Origin of the sequence: Granulicella pectinivorans, assembly GCF_900114625.1 — a bacterium.
Lineage (GTDB): Bacteria > Acidobacteriota > Terriglobia > Terriglobales > Acidobacteriaceae > Edaphobacter > Edaphobacter pectinivorans.
In genome coordinates this window covers 600,682-616,412 of sequence record NZ_FOZL01000002.1, presented here as the reverse complement: position 1 = coordinate 616,412, position 15,731 = coordinate 600,682, and the positions used below count along the sequence as shown (strand labels likewise).

The window sequence follows — 15,731 nt, the reverse complement described above, 5'->3', positions numbered from 1 at the left end:
GGGGGCTGAACTCGAAGAGGGTTCAGCCCCCGTTTTACTGTGGCGGAAGATCAACCGCTACCCGGTTCTTGCCCGAGTGCTTCGCCGCATAGAGCGCACGGTCTGCGCGGGCAAGCATCGTCTCCGTAGAGTCGCTCTCCTCCGCCTGCGTCAACCCGATGCTCACGGTTGGGTTCCGTTCCGCACCAGCACGCTCCGGCTGCGTCTCGACGGCGTGCAGAACCCGCCGGCAGATCGTCTCCGCCTCTCCATGCGGAGTATCCGGAAACACCACCACGAACTCGTCGCCGCCCATCCGTCCGGACGCGTCGGTGCTTCGCACGCTCAGCCTGACGCACGTGGCAATCTGCCGCAGCACGTCGTCTCCCATGGCGTGGCCGCCGCGGCTGTTGAACTCCTTGAAGTCGTCAATATCGAGAACCGCAAGGCACAGTGGCACCCGCTCATCCCGGCACCGCTTCAACTCCTGCTCAAGACGGAGTTCCAGACCCAGGCGGTTCAGCACCCCGGTCAATGGATCGCGATGCGCCTTCTTTTCGAGGAACCTGGCCATCTCCTCCGCGGCGAGCGCCAGCCCGAAGACGCCGAAGGCGCAGTTCGCCAGCAGGCTCGACGCAATATAGGCGGTCTGGATCGCGTTGTAGGCGAACACATCCGCAGGTGCGCCGAAGAAGTACGTGCCAATCACCCGCGCGACGTCGCCCGCCATGAAAAATCCGAGGAAGCCGGCCAGAAGCTTCACCGGCGCCCCGCGCCTGAGGTGACGCAACAGAGTCACGAGCAGAAACGAGCGCAACACCACGTCCGCAACCGTGATGACCATAATGCGATATGCGACGTGATGTGCGTCCAGATGCGCCGCCAGCAGCACATCGGAGAGCACCGCCAGCAGCAGCGGCCACCGCAGACGCGGACGTCCATGTGCCAGAAGCAAACTGATCCCGACGTACGTCGAGAGAATCGAAACGCAGTAGAGGCTGTTTGAGAGCAGAACGTCCAGCCTGTAAGGAAACAGGGACCGCATCATGAAGATGCTGACGCCCCCGGCCGTCGCCAGAAACCCGACGGCAAGATACCGCAGCCCGCGCGAGAACTGGTGATGCCTCGCCATCAGGGCCATCACCGCCGTAAGCATCAGGCAGACCACCACCTCGCTGACCAGCAACGTCCTGATGTCGAACTGCATGATCAACGTGCCCTGTCGCGTGCAAGATTGGTATGAGCCCTCATCTTGGCGTCTGCAGGGAAATTACGCAAGTCTGCCGCACGATCCAGATGTGGCGCGGGGGAGCCTACACCCACTCCCCGCCACGCATCAGAGGCTCCGCCGTTCCATCCGCCGCAAGCCCATCCACATCCATGGCCGCCGACCCGATCATCCAGTCCACATGGATCAGGCTCGCATTCGCGCCCTTGGCCGCAAGCTGAATCTCGTCCATATGCTCGCCCTCGATCAGGCACGTCGCATAGGCCTGGCCCAGCGCGATGTGGCTTGCCGCGTTCTCGTCGAAGAGTGTGTTCCAGAACAGAACTCCACTGCTCGCAATCGGCGACGATGCCGGCACCAGAGCGACCTCACCCAGCCGTCTCGCGCCGTCGTCGGTCGAGATCAGCCGGTTCAACTGCTCTTCTCCCGCCGAAGCCGTCGCACTCACAATCTTCCCGCCTTCAAACGTGCAGGAGATATTTTCGATCAGCGATCCCTGGTGCGACAGCGGCTTCGAGGCCGTCACATACCCATCCACGCGATCCTTGTGCGGCGTGGTGAAGCACTCCTCGGTCGGGATGTTCGGATTGCAGAAGATCCCATTGCCCGAAGGTCCACCACCGCCAGCCCAGAGATGATCGTCCGCGAGCCCAACCGTCAGGTCCGTACCCGGCCCCTTGAAGCGCAGCGCGTGATACCGCTTCTCATTGAGCTTGTCGACGCGCGACTTCAGGAACGCCGTGTGTGCCTTCCAGTCCGTTACAGGGTTCGGCCCGGTCACGCGCGAGGCGGTAAAGATCGCCTCCCAGAGCTGTGCCACCGCTTCCTCCACCGGCAGGGAAGGGAAGACCAACTTCGCCCACTCCGGCGTTGCGCACGCTACGATCGACCAGTTGATCTCGTGACGCGTAATCATCTCCATCGCGGGCTTGGCCGCCTTCGAAGCCGCCACATTCGCTCGCGAGATCTTCGCCGGATCCTGCCCCTTCAACAGGGCCGGATTCGCGCCCGCAATCGCCAGCCGCGCCGCGCCGCTCCTGAACGCTGCGGCAATGCCGTCATGCATCCACGTCGCCGCGTAGTCGAAGCTCTCGTCCTTCGCGTATTTGTACCGCGCCAGCACCGCGGGATCGTCCGCGTAGAACGTCGTCACCAGCTTCGATCCGGCCTTGTACGCGTGCTCCGTAATCCGCCGAACGAGGGGCATGGCCTCGACGGGAGCCGAGATCAGCAGCTCCTGACCATCGGCCAGGTTCAGTCCAATCCGCACCGCAACCTCGGCGAACCGGTCAAGCTTCTCCTCAAACGTGAGGCTTGAAAAGGGTGGAAGGGAGGTCATCGTCTGGTCTAGAACCGCTGCATCGCTCATCTCTAAAGCCTAGGCTCTTTGCCCCGCCCGCGCAACATCCACAGCCCTTATGAGATGGCCGTCACCTCCGGCTCCATCACCTCCTGGCCCGAGGGTGCTCGCTTCTCCAAGGTCACCTGGCAGCGCGAGACCGGCGCCGACGGACTTGTGCACCCCGGCAAGTTCGTGCAAGTCGAGCTGATGGAGAAAGACGCGAAGCTCTATAACAAGACCGAAGGCTGGGGCTGGGGGCTCTAGCGCGGCCTCGATCTCAAGCCCTATGGCACCAGCGCCGCCTTCGTCACCGAGTGCACCACCTGCCATCTTCCCGTCAAGGGCAACGACTACGTCTACACCGAGCCCATCACGCAGGCCAAGGTCCCAGGTCAGGAGATCGTCAACAACGTCCCCGCCTTACTGCCCGCAAGCCTGCCCTACCAGCCCCTCGGCTGGAACGCGATCACCCTCTACGTCGACCCCGCCACCCATACCATGGCTACGCTCTACGGCAACGAAGCCGCCATCCAGTCCGCCCACTCCCGGACCCCAGCCCTTGGCAGCATCACCTACAAACCCGGCTCCGTCCTCGCCCTCGTCACCTGGGCGCAACGCGAAGACCCTTACTGGTTCGGAGCGCGCATCCCGCCCACGTTATTCTCGGTCGAGTTTGTGGAGATTCCATCTTCCGATACGCCGATCTATCAAGCCGTCTCCTGTTCGGGGCTGGCGATCCGGTTGGGACCGGAAGAGAAGCGAACCGTGTTTATGCTCGCCCTTACCCCAACTCGCCTTCCCTGAAGCGGGCCAAACGAATCAAGGCGGATAAAACAAGGCCGTTGCCTGTTCTTATCCGCCTCTGATCCATTCGATTCTGTTACGCCTTGCTTTACGGGCTCAAGCTCTAAAGCTTCGTAAACACATCCCGGAAGTCGTAGCAGCCCTTCCGCGTCGCGAGCCACTCGGCCGCCCGCACCGCGCCCTCCGCGAAACCACGCCGCGAAAACGCCTCATGCGTCAGCGTAATCCGGTCGGCCTGCGAGGTTGCCGTCAGCACATGCAGGCCAGCCGCATCGCCCTCGCGAATCGATTCGATCGGCACGTTCCTGACCTCCACCCCGGCCTTCCCGCTCTCCTGGCTCCCCTTCGCCACTGAGTCCACCAGAGTCAGCGCCGTGCCCGAAGGCTTATCCAGCTTCGTCACATGGTGCGTCTCCGACATCTCGAACGTATAGCCTGCGTTCCCCAGCTCCTTGCCCATCTCGGCTGCCAGCCGATGCATCACCTGCACGCCGATCGAGAAGTTCGACCCATACAGAAGCCCGGCTTCCTTGCGCTCGGCGAGCCCACGCATATCGGGCAGCTTATCGTACCAGCCGGTCGTCCCGACCACCACGCGCGCGCCTGAATACAGGCAGGCCCGCAGGTTTGGCACGACGGCTTCCGGTGTCGTAAAGTCGATCACCACGTCGAAGCCCGTCAGAAACATCGGCGTCAGCGCCGCCGCATCCTTGTTCTCCTTGGCGTCCAGCACATGCACGCCATGCCCACGTTCGGCGGCCACATCCGCCACCAGCTTGCCCGTCTTGCCGTGTCCCAGAACCAGAATCCGCATGTCGTTGTGTTCTTTCCTGTCTTCGTAAACGTCCGAAGAGCCGTGTAAAAGAGAATACCGCAGAGCTGGAGTCATCGTCTCCAACCCTGCGGCAATGGTTCCCATTCTCGACCAACGGGAGAGCCACGCGAAGCAGCGGGCCCGTCCGGCAGGACTAAGCCGTCACCGGCACCCGAGCTGTCACATCGAAGACCGACGGATCCGCCTCCGCGAAGAACTTCGCGTGCAGCGACCGGATCGCCTCCTCGACATCTTCCTCGTCGATCATGAAGCTCATGTTGATCTCGCTGGCGCCCTGCGAGATCATCCGGATGTTCACATGCGACACTGCCGAAAACACCTGGCCCGCAATGCCGTTGTGCCCGCGAATGTCCTCGCCCACCAGGCAGATCAGCGCCTTGTGACCCTCGTACTTCACATCGGCGATCTTGCCCAGCTCCGCGCAGATCTCCGGAAGCTTCTCGTTCGAATCGACTGTGACCGACACCGAAACTTCGCTCGTGGAAACCATATCGATCGCGCACTGGTACTTGTCGAAGACGTCGAACGTAGCCTTCAGGAACCCATGCGCCATCAGCATACGGCTGGCGACGATGTCGATGATGGTCAGCTTCTTCTTCGCCGCAATGCTCTTGAAAGGGCTCAGGCAGCGCGGGCTGACCGCGACGATCTTCGTCCCTTCGTTCGCCGCGTTGCGCGAGTTCAGCACCCACACCGGGATCGACTTCTGGACGGCAGGCAGGATCGTGGCAGGATGCAGCACCTTCGCGCCGAAGTAGGCCAGCTCAGCCGCCTCTTCAAACGAGATCGTCTTTACCCGCAGCGCATCCGGACAGATGCGCGGATCGGTCGTCATAATGCCGTTGACGTCCGTCCAGATCTCGATGGCCCCCGCATGCAGACCGCCGCCAACCAGCGCCGCCGTATAGTCCGAGCCGCCGCGACCCAGCGTGGTGGTAATCCCCGCCGCATTCGAGCCGATAAAACCGCCCATCACTGGCGTATTTCCAGCTTCAATCAGCGGCAACACATGCTCGCGCAGAGCCGCCTCAATCGCGGCCTCCTGCGGCGTGGCCTTGCCGTAGTGGTCGTCCGTGATGATCACCTTGCGCCCATCGACATGCGCGCCCTTCAGCCCGCGCAGCGCGAATGCCTCCGCGACCATCCGGCTCGAGAGCCTCTCGCCAAAGCTGCTAACGAGATCGTTGGTGCGCGGCGTCAACTCACCCACCGCAGCAATGCCCCGCAGCAGATCGTCCAGCGCATCGAACTCCGCATGCAGTGCCGCCTGCAGCACAGGCAGACGGTCCGAGTGCTCGCCCAGCAGGTCCCGCGCCGTGTCGTTGTGACGAAGCCGCAGACGCGCCGAGATGGCCAGCGCACCGGCCTTGTCGCCACGGCCCGAAGCATCGGCCGCCGCAATCAACTGGTCGGTCACACGAGCCATGGCCGAAACCACGACTACAGCCGCCAGCCCCTTGTCGCGCCGTCCCTTCACGATGTCGGCCGTCCGGTTCATCGCCGTCGCATCTTCGACGGAGGTGCCACCGAACTTCATGATCACAAGCTTTTCGCGCATCGTGCTCATGCCAGCACCTTCTTCTTCGTCTCGAACTTACCCAGACGCGCCAATACCTCCGCGTTCAGAATGGCCGCACCCGCAGCCCCGCGAATCGTATTGTGCGACAGAAGAACGAACTTCCAGTCCAGCAGCGAGCACGGACGCAGACGGCCAACCACCGTCGTCATGCCTTTGCCGCGCATGCGATCCAGCCGCGGCTGCGGACGGTCGACGGCATGGTCGTATTCCACCGGCGAATCGGGAGCCGAAGGCAGATGCTGCCCTTCGAGCGGCTTGAAACCCTCCCACGCCGCGACGATCTCGTCGAACGTCGCCGGCTTGCGCAGCTTGATCGAGATGCACTCCGTGTGGCCATCTTCCACGGCGACGCGGTTGCAGTGCGCGGTCAGACGCGCGTCGAGCATCTCGACGTGGTCGCCCTTTGCCGCACCCAGCAGCTTCACAACCTCTTCCTGCATCTTCTCTTCTTCGTTCTTGATGAACGGGACGACGTTGCCGAGAATATCCAGCGAAGCGACGCCGGGATAGCCCGCGCCGCTGACCGCCTGCATCGTCGAGACGAACAGACTCTCGATGCCGAACTTCTCTTCGAGCGGCTTCAGCGCCAGCACCAGCCCAATGGCCGAACAGTTCGGGTTCGTGACGATGTACCCGCCCTTGCCGCCGTTCTCCTTGCGCCAGCTCTGGTGCTCGATCAGAGGCAGATGGTCCGCATTGACCTCGGGGACGACCAGAGGCACATCCGTCGTCATGCGAAACGCGGACGAGTTCGAGATGACCGCGCAGCCCACAGCCGCAAACTTCGGCTCCAGCTCCCGCGCAATATCCGCATCTAGCGCCGCGAAGATAATCTTCGGCAGCTCAACCGCCGATCCTTCGGGGACATTCGGCTGCAGCGTCATCGCCGCAATGCGTGGGGGCAGGGGAGTGTCGAGCTTCCACCGGCAGGCCTCGGCGTACGTCTTGCCCGCCGAACGATCGCTCGCCGCAATCCACGTGATCTCAAACCAGGGATGCTGTGCGAGGAGTTGAATAAAGCGCTGGCCCACCATTCCAGTGGCACCGAGAATTCCTACGTTTCGCCGTTCCATAATCCTTCAAGAATACCGCATCGTGCCCTCGCGCTGCTCCGTCCCATGGCTTCCATCGATCCCACCGACCCAAAAAACAACATCCCGCTCTTGAACGAAGAAAAGAAAGTATGTCCACAATGTCTATAATCGCTCGAGGAGCTTTTATGGCGAACTGGCAGATCAAAGACGCAAAAAACCGTTTCAGCGAACTCGTCGAGGACGCCAACGTCAAAGGTCCCCAGGTGATTACGCGCCATGGCACAGAGCGCGCCGTCGTATTATCGATCGAAGAATACCGCTCGCTCGTCGCGCACAAGCCGGACTTCAAAGCCTATTTACTTAGCGGCCCGAAGTTCGATGACTTCGAGATTAAACGTGATCGCAGTACCGGCAGGACGATTCGGCTGTGAGCTCGATCGGTCCCTCTCTCCTCGACACGAATATCGTCTCGGAGACGATGAAGAGGCGTCCCGATGATCGCGTCTTGCGCTTTCTCGATAAAACGGAGTCTTCGGACCTCTACCTGAGTGTCCTGACCCTTGGCGAACTACGGAAGGGAGTTATCTGGAAGGCGCGGACTGACCCGCAAGGTGCGATAGCCCTTGGTGCGTGGGTGGATGGTCTCGAGTTCTCTTTCGCCGACCGCATCCTCGGCATCGACGCCGCCGTGTCCCGAACCTGGGGTGAACTTTCAGCTCAACGGAGCCGTCCCATTATCGATACCTTGCTTGCCGCCACTGCGATTCACCATCGCCTCACCTTGATAACGCGAAATGTCAAAGACGTATACGACATCCCGGTCCAGGTATTCAATCCGTGGGCGACGCCGGTTCAGTAGAAGTCACGGCTGCGCGGCCGCCCGCAGCAGCCGCCGCAAAACCTCATTCCGCTCCGGTCCCAGCACCCGCACAGGCTTGTGATCGCCCGAGGCATATTTCCTCTTCGTCAGGTACTTGAACAGAAAAACATACCGGTCACTGGAAATGTCACCGCGATAGGCTTCGACGAAGTACCTATGATCGTCCCAACGCGTCTCGTTCGCGTCGAAGTCCCAGTACAAATCAGCTGTAACCAACACTGGCATCGCAGAGATATCCGGCAGAGTCCACATTGCACGTTCTCCCTGGAAGGAAACGGCGATGTAGGGCAACAGGTTGGTCAGACGCCCGTTCTCTTCATAGCGAAGAAGCGCCAGACGATCGAACTTCAGTGGCTCCACGGAATAATCACTCGCCGAAAAGAAGGCAAGCGATCCGCCACCCTTAAGCACAATGCGTTCCGAGAGCGGATCCCTTGCAAACTGGTACGTGAACTTGCCGTCGGTCTCTTGATGAGGCGCCATTTGAAAGCACGTTTTCGCACCCTCGACGAGACATAGACTCGCTCCGGAAGCGGGCATCTCAATCCCATCTTTATCGACGTCGAGTTTGCCATTGACCAGCTTGAAGCGAGGAAAGTCCAGCGTTTTGCGAGTCTGCGCCACGGCTGCCACACTCGCAGCGGCCATGGCGCAGATGATCAAAACCCGAAACGATCGCATCGACCTATCCTTTAGAGACCCCGGCGGCGTCTACGCTGCATATAATGCCCACCACCGCTATAAGTCAGCAGCAGCGCAATCAGATGCAGCACAAACCATCCGCTGATCCCCTGGTCCAGATAGACGATGTAAAGCACTAGAAAGCGCGGCAAAAAGAGCCAGGCCAGCGGAGGAATCAACCCCGTCAGATGAAACGGTGTCAGCGAGTTCTCCAAATACATCACCAACAGCGAAAGCCGTGGCAGGAACAGCGAAACGACAAGAAACAGAAACGGCAGATGGTGAATCGGGAAACTCATCGTGCTCTCTCCTTGGAAAAACTATTTGGCTGCCGCAAACGCAAAGTCGGCATGCGTGCTTCCGCCTGCCTTCACCGTCACCTGCATCGTCTGTTCGCCCATCTTCTCATGCACCGCGCCCAGGACGTACTCGCCCGCCGGCAGCCCATGAATCTCAAAGTGCCCCGCACCATCCGACACCGCGAAAAACGGCGTCGCCGACACGTTCACAAACGCATTCATCCACGGATGGTTGTTGCACCGCACCGGAATCATCGCCTCCGGAGCCTTGAACTGCTTGGTCTGCACCGCGCCCCTGGGGCCCTGCGACACATCCACCGTCTCATTGCCCACAACCGTCGGCATCGTGTGGATGTTGTGCATCGTCGCATCTTCGTTCCGGAACTCGACAAAGCCACCCGCCGCCACCGCGATCACATGCGGCGTATAGACGCATCCCTTCTGGTCCAGCACGACGGACGCCTTCACATCATGCGGAGCGTTCATCGCCTCCGCCGGCCCGCTCTTCACATACAGATATACATTCGCCAGCTTGCCGTCCTTCACCACATACTGCTCAGACATCGCATCCGGTCCGCCGCTCAGCCCGCACGCCGGGTCCATCGACGTATCGATCTTCACCGGCGCCGGAGCCTTGCCCGTAAACCGGATCGTCCCCGTCACATCCCCCAGCGAAGCCGGGTCCAGTCCCACCGCCGGCGCGCTCGCGTTCGGAGCCGACGGAGACGCAGCCTGCGTATGAAATCCGGTTCCCTTGTCCATGTCTTCGGCGCGCTTTGCCGCGGCATCCGTCTTACAGCCCACCACACTCATCGCCATCAGACCGGCAATCAAACAAATAGACGTACGCATCGTTTTGAATCCTCTTCTCTTCACCTTGAGATGCAGCCCGTACCCCAAAAGGAAAAGGGAGCAGGCGGTTTTTTACCCCCTACTCCCTGGTCCCTATCCCTGTCTCAACCTACATCGCAGCGATCACGGCATCCGCAAACGCCTTCGTCCCGCTCGTGCCGCCGACATCGCGTGTCAGCGTCTTGCCCTCCGCATACACCGCCTCCAGCGCCTTCTGGATGATGTCCGCCGTGGCATCCTCGTCGAGGTGCCGCAACATCAGCAGAGCCGACTGCAGCAGCGCCGTCGGGTTCGCCTTGTCCTGTCCCGCAATGTCCGGGGCCGAGCCATGCACCGCTTCGAAGATCGCGCAGTTCACGCCCAGGTTCGCACCCGGAACCAGACCAAGCCCGCCGATCAACCCCGAGCAGAGATCCGAAAGAATATCGCCGTACAGGTTCTCCGTCAGAATCACGTCATACTGCCATGGATTCATCACCAACTGCATGCAGGTGTTGTCGACGATATGCTCCGCGTACGTGATCTCCGGATACTCGGCGGCCACTTCCTTGCAGCACTTCAGGAACAGTCCATCGGACAGCTTCATGATGTTGGCTTTGTGAATCGCATGTACCTTCTTGCGTCCGCTCTTCTTCGCAAACTCGAACGCCGAGCGAGCAATACGGGTCGATCCCTTGCGTGTAATGATCTTCAACGACTGTGCGATATCCGGGTTGATCATCACTTCGAGACCCGCATACAGGTCCTCGGTGTTCTCACGGAAGATCACCATGTCGATACCCGGGAACTTCGTCTCCAGACCAGGCAGATTCTTCACCGGACGGAAGTTCGAATACAGGTCGAACTTCTTGCGCAGCGTCACATTGATCGACGAGAACCCGCCGCCGATCGGAGTCGTCACCGGTCCCTTGAGTGCAACCTTGTTCTCCTCGATCGAGGCATATAGTTCCTTGGGGATGTACTCCCCCGTCTTGGCAAACGCATCCGCGCCCGCATCGTAGCGGTGCCACTCGAAGCTGGCCCCGGTGGTCTTCGCCGCCGCCTCGATGATCGAGACGGTAGCCGCCGTCACTTCGGGTCCAATGCCATCACCGGGGATCAATGTAACCTTGTGCGTCGTTGCCATGCTTCTCCTTAGTCTCGTTTGTTTGTCATCCCCGAAGGGGATCTGCGATTGCCTTTGCTTCTAACTCTTCGCCGGATGCTTCCCGCTCAACAGCTCTTCCAGCTCCGCCTTGAACTCCCGAACATCCTTGAAGTCCCGATACACGCTTGCGAACCGGATATACGCAACCGTATCGATATCCTTCAGCCGAGCCATAATCAGCTCACCCACTGAACTCGTGGTCCGCTCCCGCTCCGGCGAGTCGACGACGAACGCCTCCACCTGATCCACGATCGACTCCATCTGCGCGGCAGAAACGCTCCGCTTCTGGCAGCTCTGGATGATCCCCGCCAGCACCTTCTGCCGGTCGAACCGCTCGCGCCGTCCGTCCTTCTTCACCACCATGTAGGGAATCTCATCGATCCGCTCATAGGTCGTAAAGCGCTTCTGGCAGCTCTCACACTCACGACGCCGACGGATCGAATCGGCTTCCTTACTCTCTCGCGAATCGACGACACGATCCTGGGCAAAACCACAATAGGGACACTTCATAAACGTGCTTCAATCTTACCAGCCGCCCCCGGAATCTCTCGAAAACGCCCTCCCTGCCCGCATGAAACGCGCACCCGAGCATCAAGCGGTTCCGCCGAAACGCGTTTGTCTCTTCTTCCCGCTTTTCCCGCCTTTCCCCGCGATCCTTTTGAGAAAGCCAGGGGAGGCCTACTGTTTCGACTCCACGGCCACGCCCCGCAAGCTCACCTTCCCGATCTGCGCGTACACCAGACCTACCGGCACAATCGAAAGGTTCGTCACCACCAGCAGAGCCGCGCCGCACGCCGTTGCCGCCTCCACCGGAGCGTCGAAGAACGCATGCATCGCCGTCGCCGTCACCGCAATCTGCGTAAACCATCCGATCACCGGCAACTGCAGCACCGACCCGCCAATACTCGCGCCCATCAGCAGCATCGTCCTCGCGAACGTCAGCCCCGCCAGCTCCGGCGTCTGCTGGAACGCATGCGCCGTCTGCACATATGCGTACCCGATCGCCGTCCACATCGCCAGCGAGATCCCCAGCGCAATCACAAACTCCTGCCACGACGAGATCGCCTGCAGCCCCTCCCGGAACCCCAGGATCTTCTCCGCCACTGCATCGCCGAATCCCTTCGACACCCGCCCGAACACCGCCCGCGCAAACCCCGCCAGCACGCCACCCGACACCCGGATCGCCACCGCGAACAGCCCCATCGCCGCCGTCCCCGCCAGCATCACCATCCCAGCCTTCACAAACTCCTGGTGGTGCGGAACGTCAGCCGGAGTAAATGCCAGCGCGCCCGAAAACAGGATCGCCGCAGCACCCAGATCGAACATCCGCTCGATCGTATACACCGCCACCTGCGACGCGATCGAAAGCTCGATCTTCCTGGAGATCAGATAAGGCCGCGTCAGATCCGCCAGCCGCCCAAACAGGGCCACCGCCGTAAACCCTATAAACTGCGACCCTACCGTCGTGAACGGACCGATCTTCTTCACCGGCGAAACGAACACCATCCACCGCGTCGAGCGCAGCCAGTACGTCGCCCAGATCAGGCCAATCGCCGCCGCCAGATGCCCAAGGCTCGCCTGCCGGATCTGCGCGACAAAGCTCCCCCAGTCGAAGTGAATCCGCCCCCGAAACACCCAGACCAGCACCGCCAGAATCACCAGCGCCGCCGCCCAGAGCAGAGCTCTGTTGCCCTTCGCCGCCGGCTTCTCGATCGCAATCGCTTCGTCTGCCATCCATCTCCCCGCGTTCTCTGTGTGTCCTGGCCTATTTGGTTGTCATTCCCGGAGGGAATCTGCTGTTGCCTGTTCTTACACGCCGCAGCCCTTGGCTCGCGCCCTACCGAACCGCAGTCCGCAACGCCATCTTCCGCCGGTTGAACTCATTGATAATCCGCGTCACATAAGCCCGCGTCTCCCGGTACGGAGGAACCCCATGCCAGCGGTCCACCGCTCCCGGCCCCGCATTATACGCAGCCAGCGCCAGCGCCACATCGTCGTGATACCGCGTCAGCAGACGGTCCAGATACTCCGTTCCCCCAGCGATATTCTCCTCCGGCTTGAACGCATCCTTGACCCCAAGCCCCGCAGCAGTTCCAGGCATCAACTGCATCAACCCCTGCGCCCTAACCCGCGAAACCGCCCTCACCTGGCCACCCGACTCGGCCTTCACCACCGCTGCCAGCAGATCCACATCGATATGGTGCTTCGCCCCAGCCTCCACCAGCAGACCCTTCACCGAATCGGTCCTGGGACAGGCAGCAGAACCGGGTGCCCCACATTTCGCGTCTGCGAGGTGGGTTTCCAGCGAACTCGAAGGAGCCGCAACCACCGGAATCTCCATCAGAGGCTCCACGGACTTCACCGCCCCCGCAGGCACATCCATATAGGTAGAGTCCGAAGCGCTCAACGGAAAAAGCCGCACCATCCCGCTCTCACCCAGCGCCTCATGCTTCACGCAATCCACCGAAAACCCATTGGTCAGGGTCACGTGCTCGGCCGCCAAAGCCCCCACCGGAGCCAGCGCCAGCAAAATCCCCAGGATTGGAATCCGACGAATCACCACTAAAGCCTACCATCGGCACAAACATGGGAAAGGGAATGCCGAAAGAATGGGGGATGGAGCGTCAGCAAGAGTGTTTCGCCGTCCTTGCTGCGGATCTATCTTTCCAATCCCGCCAGAACTCCCTCCACCACCCGCGCTACCCCGTCCTCCGTATTCTTCGGAGCCACGAACCACCCACGCTCCAGCGCCACGGCCAGAAAATCCTCCGGAGCATTTTCCATCACCACCGGATACCCCACTACCTCCAGCATCGACAGATCGTTCCAGTTATCCCCGATCGCCATCATCTCCCCGGGTTTCACACCCTGCGATGCCGCGAACCGCATCACCGCCGCACCCTTCGAGCAGCCCGCCGGCAGAATATCCACGATCGACAGATCCCGCTCCGGATACTCCGTCCGCGCCAGTTGCACCTCCGTCTCCGGCCTTGTCTCCCGTCCCACCGCCACCACCCGCGGGTCTTCGAGCAGCCGGGCCTCGGCTCGCCGCATCCTCTCCACCGTCCCGCAGATCATCAACTGGATCGGCGCATCGCCCCCCAGCGCGTCTTCCATCCGATCCACATGCTGGATATAGGGCGCATTGGCGATCATCCATTTCTCAATCGACCGGTGCAGGTCCTCCAACTCTTCCACCACCAGAGCCCCGCGCGCGTCGTCCCCGTCCGTCCCAACCCGGTCGAAGGTCAGCACCATCGCATTGCGGAACTCGCGCATATGCTCCATCAGCCACCGTGCGGTCGAAATCGGCAGATGCGTCGTCTCGATCAAGCGCGCGTCCACCTGGCGTACCACCGCCCCGTTGGAGGTGATCAGCACGTTGTCCGGAGTCATCTCCAGCTCCCGCAGCACGCGCATCGCATAGCTGTGGCGACGCCCCGTCGCAATCACAAAATGCACACCGGCCCGCTCCGCCGCCGCAATCGCCGCCAGCGCCCGGGGGCTCACCCTGGCATCGCCATCCAGCAGCGTCCCGTCCATATCCACAGCTACCAGGCGCACCGCTCCAGCTCCGGCGGGCAACATCACGCGGTCCATCTCCGAGGTCTCAATCACCCCCTTATTCTCTCATCCGGCCTGCTCCGGTCCGTCCACCTGACCCCACGTTCCGTCAAGCTCAAGTACGATATATCAATGCCTGCGATAGCTTTTCTGGAATGCGTTCGATGTCATCATCAAGTCTCCGCCGCCACTCCTCAGACCCTCTGCCCCCTCTGCGCCGGCTCCCTCTACGTTCGTTACGACATGGACGCCCTCAAGCAGACCGCCCACCGCGATAGCCCCGCGCAGTACGCTGCCGCCTCCCCCGCCAGCCTGGGAATGTGGCGCTACAAGGATGTCCTGCCCGACGTCACGCCGGTGACGCTTGGCGAGGGTTGGACCCCTATGCTCCAGTCCAAGCGCTACCCGGGCCTCTACATCAAGGAAGAGGGCGCCAACCCTACCGGTACCTTCAAGGCGCGCGGCCTCGGCCTCGCCGTCACCATGGCCAAACACTACGGCCTCGAACACCTCGCCGTGCCCTCGGCGGGTAACGCCGCCGGAGCCCTCGCTGCCTACGCCGCCGCCGCCGGCATCGCCGCCCACATCTTCATGCCGCAGGACGTCCCCCTCGCCAACTACCTCGAGGGCATCGTCTACGGAGCCGACGTCACCATGGTCGACGGCCTCATCTCCGACTGCGCCCGGCTCGTCGGCGAAAACATCAAGGCCCAGAAGGCCGCCAACACCCCCGCCAACCAGGTCTGGTTCGACATCTCCACGCTCAAAGAGCCCTTCCGCGTCGAAGGCAAGAAGACCATGGGCTACGAGCTCGTCGAGCAGCTCGGCTGGACCTACCCCGACGCCGTCTTCTACCCCACCGGCGGAGGCGTAGGCCTCATCGGCATGTGGAAGGCCTTCGAGGAGATGGAGCAGTTAGGCTGGGTCTCCGGTAAGCGCCCCAAGATGTATGCGCTGCAAGCCAGCGGATGCGCCCCCATGGCCACCGCCTACGAGCAGGGCAAGGACGTCAGCACCTTCTTCGAAAACGCCGCCACCTTTGCAGCAGGGCTTCGCGTCCCGAAACCCTATGGCGACGCCATCATCCTCGAGATCGTCCGCGAGTCTGGTGGCAAAGCCCTCGCCTACCCCGACGAAACCCTGCTCGCCAGCCTTCTCGACTGGGCGAAGCATGAGGGCATCTTCCTCTCGCCCGAAGGCGCAGCCGCCACCGCGGCCTACGACGCCCTCATCGCGGGCGGCGACCTCAAGACCACGGACAAGGTCGTCCTCTTCAACACCGGAGCCGGCCTCAAGTACACGGACATGACCGCCGATGCCATGCACCTGAAGCGTCCCGGCACCCTGCCGAAGAGCATGCCCGTAGGCGGTATCATCACCCCCGTCTAGTACGCAGTGGTCCTCCCGTCGGTTGCCACGGAATTTCATTCCCGACCAACGGGAGGCCCATACGCAGCAGTCACGCGTCACGAAGTGACCGCCCCGCGCGCAGCGGGCCCCTCCGGCA

Annotated in this window: 18 protein-coding genes; 5 read left to right on the top strand and 13 right to left on the bottom strand. The window is 61.7% G+C overall.

The window, feature by feature from the left end; genetic code table 11:
• Positions 1–34: 34 nt before the first annotated feature.
• Entirely contained in the window at positions 35–1,186 is a 1,152-nt protein-coding gene (locus tag BM400_RS20430) for a GGDEF domain-containing protein (protein WP_141224027.1), read from the bottom strand.
• 106 nt (positions 1,187–1,292) lie between these two features.
• Positions 1,293–2,576 carry an aminopeptidase gene (locus BM400_RS20425; protein WP_089843401.1) on the bottom strand — a complete coding sequence of 428 codons (1,284 nt, stop codon included), beginning with the start codon at positions 2,574–2,576 and terminating at the stop codon, positions 1,293–1,295.
• 18 nt (positions 2,577–2,594) lie between these two features.
• On the opposite strand from BM400_RS20425, the gene BM400_RS22225 reads away from it, so the two are divergent.
• Both BM400_RS22225 and BM400_RS22220 read left to right on the top strand, forming a co-directional pair.
• Positions 2,595–2,813, top strand: coding sequence for a cytochrome P460 family protein (locus tag BM400_RS22225; RefSeq protein WP_175529172.1), 219 nt, complete (start codon positions 2,595–2,597; stop codon positions 2,811–2,813).
• Positions 2,814–3,047: 234 nt separating this feature from the next.
• Positions 3,048–3,353 (top strand): hypothetical protein, encoded by a 306-nt coding sequence (locus tag BM400_RS22220; RefSeq protein ID WP_175529171.1) that lies wholly within the window; start codon positions 3,048–3,050, stop codon positions 3,351–3,353.
• Between the two features lie 103 nt (positions 3,354–3,456).
• Here BM400_RS22220 and dapB read toward each other — a convergent pair whose 3' ends face one another.
• From dapB to asd, 3 genes are all read right to left on the bottom strand, one after another.
• The gene (gene dapB, locus BM400_RS20415; protein ID WP_089843398.1) at positions 3,457–4,167 is read right to left on the bottom strand and encodes a 4-hydroxy-tetrahydrodipicolinate reductase; all 711 of its coding nucleotides are present in this window, start codon (positions 4,165–4,167) and stop codon (positions 3,457–3,459) included.
• 154 nt (positions 4,168–4,321) lie between these two features.
• On the bottom strand, positions 4,322–5,755 hold the full coding sequence (gene lysC / locus BM400_RS20410) for a lysine-sensitive aspartokinase 3 (RefSeq protein WP_089843396.1): 1,434 nt from the start codon (positions 5,753–5,755) through the stop codon (positions 4,322–4,324).
• Positions 5,752–6,840: an aspartate-semialdehyde dehydrogenase gene (gene asd / locus BM400_RS20405; protein WP_089843394.1), complete on the bottom strand. Its 1,089-nt coding sequence runs from the start codon at positions 6,838–6,840 to the stop codon at positions 5,752–5,754. Before asd ends, lysC begins: the two co-directional genes overlap by 4 nt.
• Before the next feature lie 146 nt (positions 6,841–6,986).
• Here asd and BM400_RS20400 point away from each other — a divergent pair, with 146 nt between their 5' ends.
• Together BM400_RS20400 and BM400_RS20395 are read left to right on the top strand one after the other, a co-directional pair.
• On the top strand, positions 6,987–7,232 hold the full coding sequence (locus tag BM400_RS20400; protein WP_089843391.1) for a type II toxin-antitoxin system Phd/YefM family antitoxin: 246 nt from the start codon (positions 6,987–6,989) through the stop codon (positions 7,230–7,232).
• Entirely contained in the window at positions 7,229–7,660 is a 432-nt protein-coding gene (locus BM400_RS20395) for a type II toxin-antitoxin system VapC family toxin (protein ID WP_281245529.1), read from the top strand. Before BM400_RS20400 ends, BM400_RS20395 begins: the two co-directional genes overlap by 4 nt.
• A gap of 3 nt (positions 7,661–7,663) precedes the next feature.
• Here BM400_RS20395 and BM400_RS20390 read toward each other — a convergent pair whose 3' ends face one another.
• The 8 genes from BM400_RS20390 to BM400_RS20355 form a co-directional block, all read right to left on the bottom strand.
• Positions 7,664–8,329, bottom strand: a complete 666-nt coding sequence (locus BM400_RS20390) for a hypothetical protein (protein WP_141224026.1) — start codon at positions 8,327–8,329, stop codon at positions 7,664–7,666.
• 44 nt (positions 8,330–8,373) lie between these two features.
• Positions 8,374–8,661, bottom strand: a complete 288-nt coding sequence (locus tag BM400_RS20385) for a hypothetical protein (protein ID WP_089843387.1) — start codon at positions 8,659–8,661, stop codon at positions 8,374–8,376.
• 21 nt (positions 8,662–8,682) lie between these two features.
• Positions 8,683–9,513, bottom strand: a complete 831-nt coding sequence (locus BM400_RS20380; RefSeq protein WP_245782056.1) for a hypothetical protein — start codon at positions 9,511–9,513, stop codon at positions 8,683–8,685.
• Positions 9,514–9,622: 109 nt separating this feature from the next.
• Entirely contained in the window at positions 9,623–10,639 is a 1,017-nt protein-coding gene (locus BM400_RS20375) for an isocitrate/isopropylmalate dehydrogenase family protein (RefSeq protein WP_089843384.1), read from the bottom strand.
• 60 nt (positions 10,640–10,699) lie between these two features.
• Positions 10,700–11,170, bottom strand: coding sequence for a transcriptional regulator NrdR (gene nrdR, locus BM400_RS20370; RefSeq protein WP_089843381.1), 471 nt, complete (start codon positions 11,168–11,170; stop codon positions 10,700–10,702).
• A 168-nt stretch (positions 11,171–11,338) separates the two neighbouring features.
• Positions 11,339–12,394, bottom strand: coding sequence for a lysylphosphatidylglycerol synthase transmembrane domain-containing protein (locus tag BM400_RS20365; RefSeq protein WP_089843378.1), 1,056 nt, complete (start codon positions 12,392–12,394; stop codon positions 11,339–11,341).
• Positions 12,395–12,497: 103 nt separating this feature from the next.
• Positions 12,498–13,220, bottom strand: coding sequence for a lytic transglycosylase domain-containing protein (locus BM400_RS20360; protein ID WP_245782055.1), 723 nt, complete (start codon positions 13,218–13,220; stop codon positions 12,498–12,500).
• A 98-nt stretch (positions 13,221–13,318) separates the two neighbouring features.
• The gene (locus BM400_RS20355; protein ID WP_245782054.1) at positions 13,319–14,278 is read right to left on the bottom strand and encodes an HAD family hydrolase; all 960 of its coding nucleotides are present in this window, start codon (positions 14,276–14,278) and stop codon (positions 13,319–13,321) included.
• A 78-nt stretch (positions 14,279–14,356) separates the two neighbouring features.
• Here BM400_RS20355 and BM400_RS20350 point away from each other — a divergent pair, with 78 nt between their 5' ends.
• Positions 14,357–15,613, top strand: coding sequence for a threonine synthase (locus BM400_RS20350; protein ID WP_089843372.1), 1,257 nt, complete (start codon positions 14,357–14,359; stop codon positions 15,611–15,613).
• Positions 15,614–15,731 lie beyond the last annotated feature (118 nt).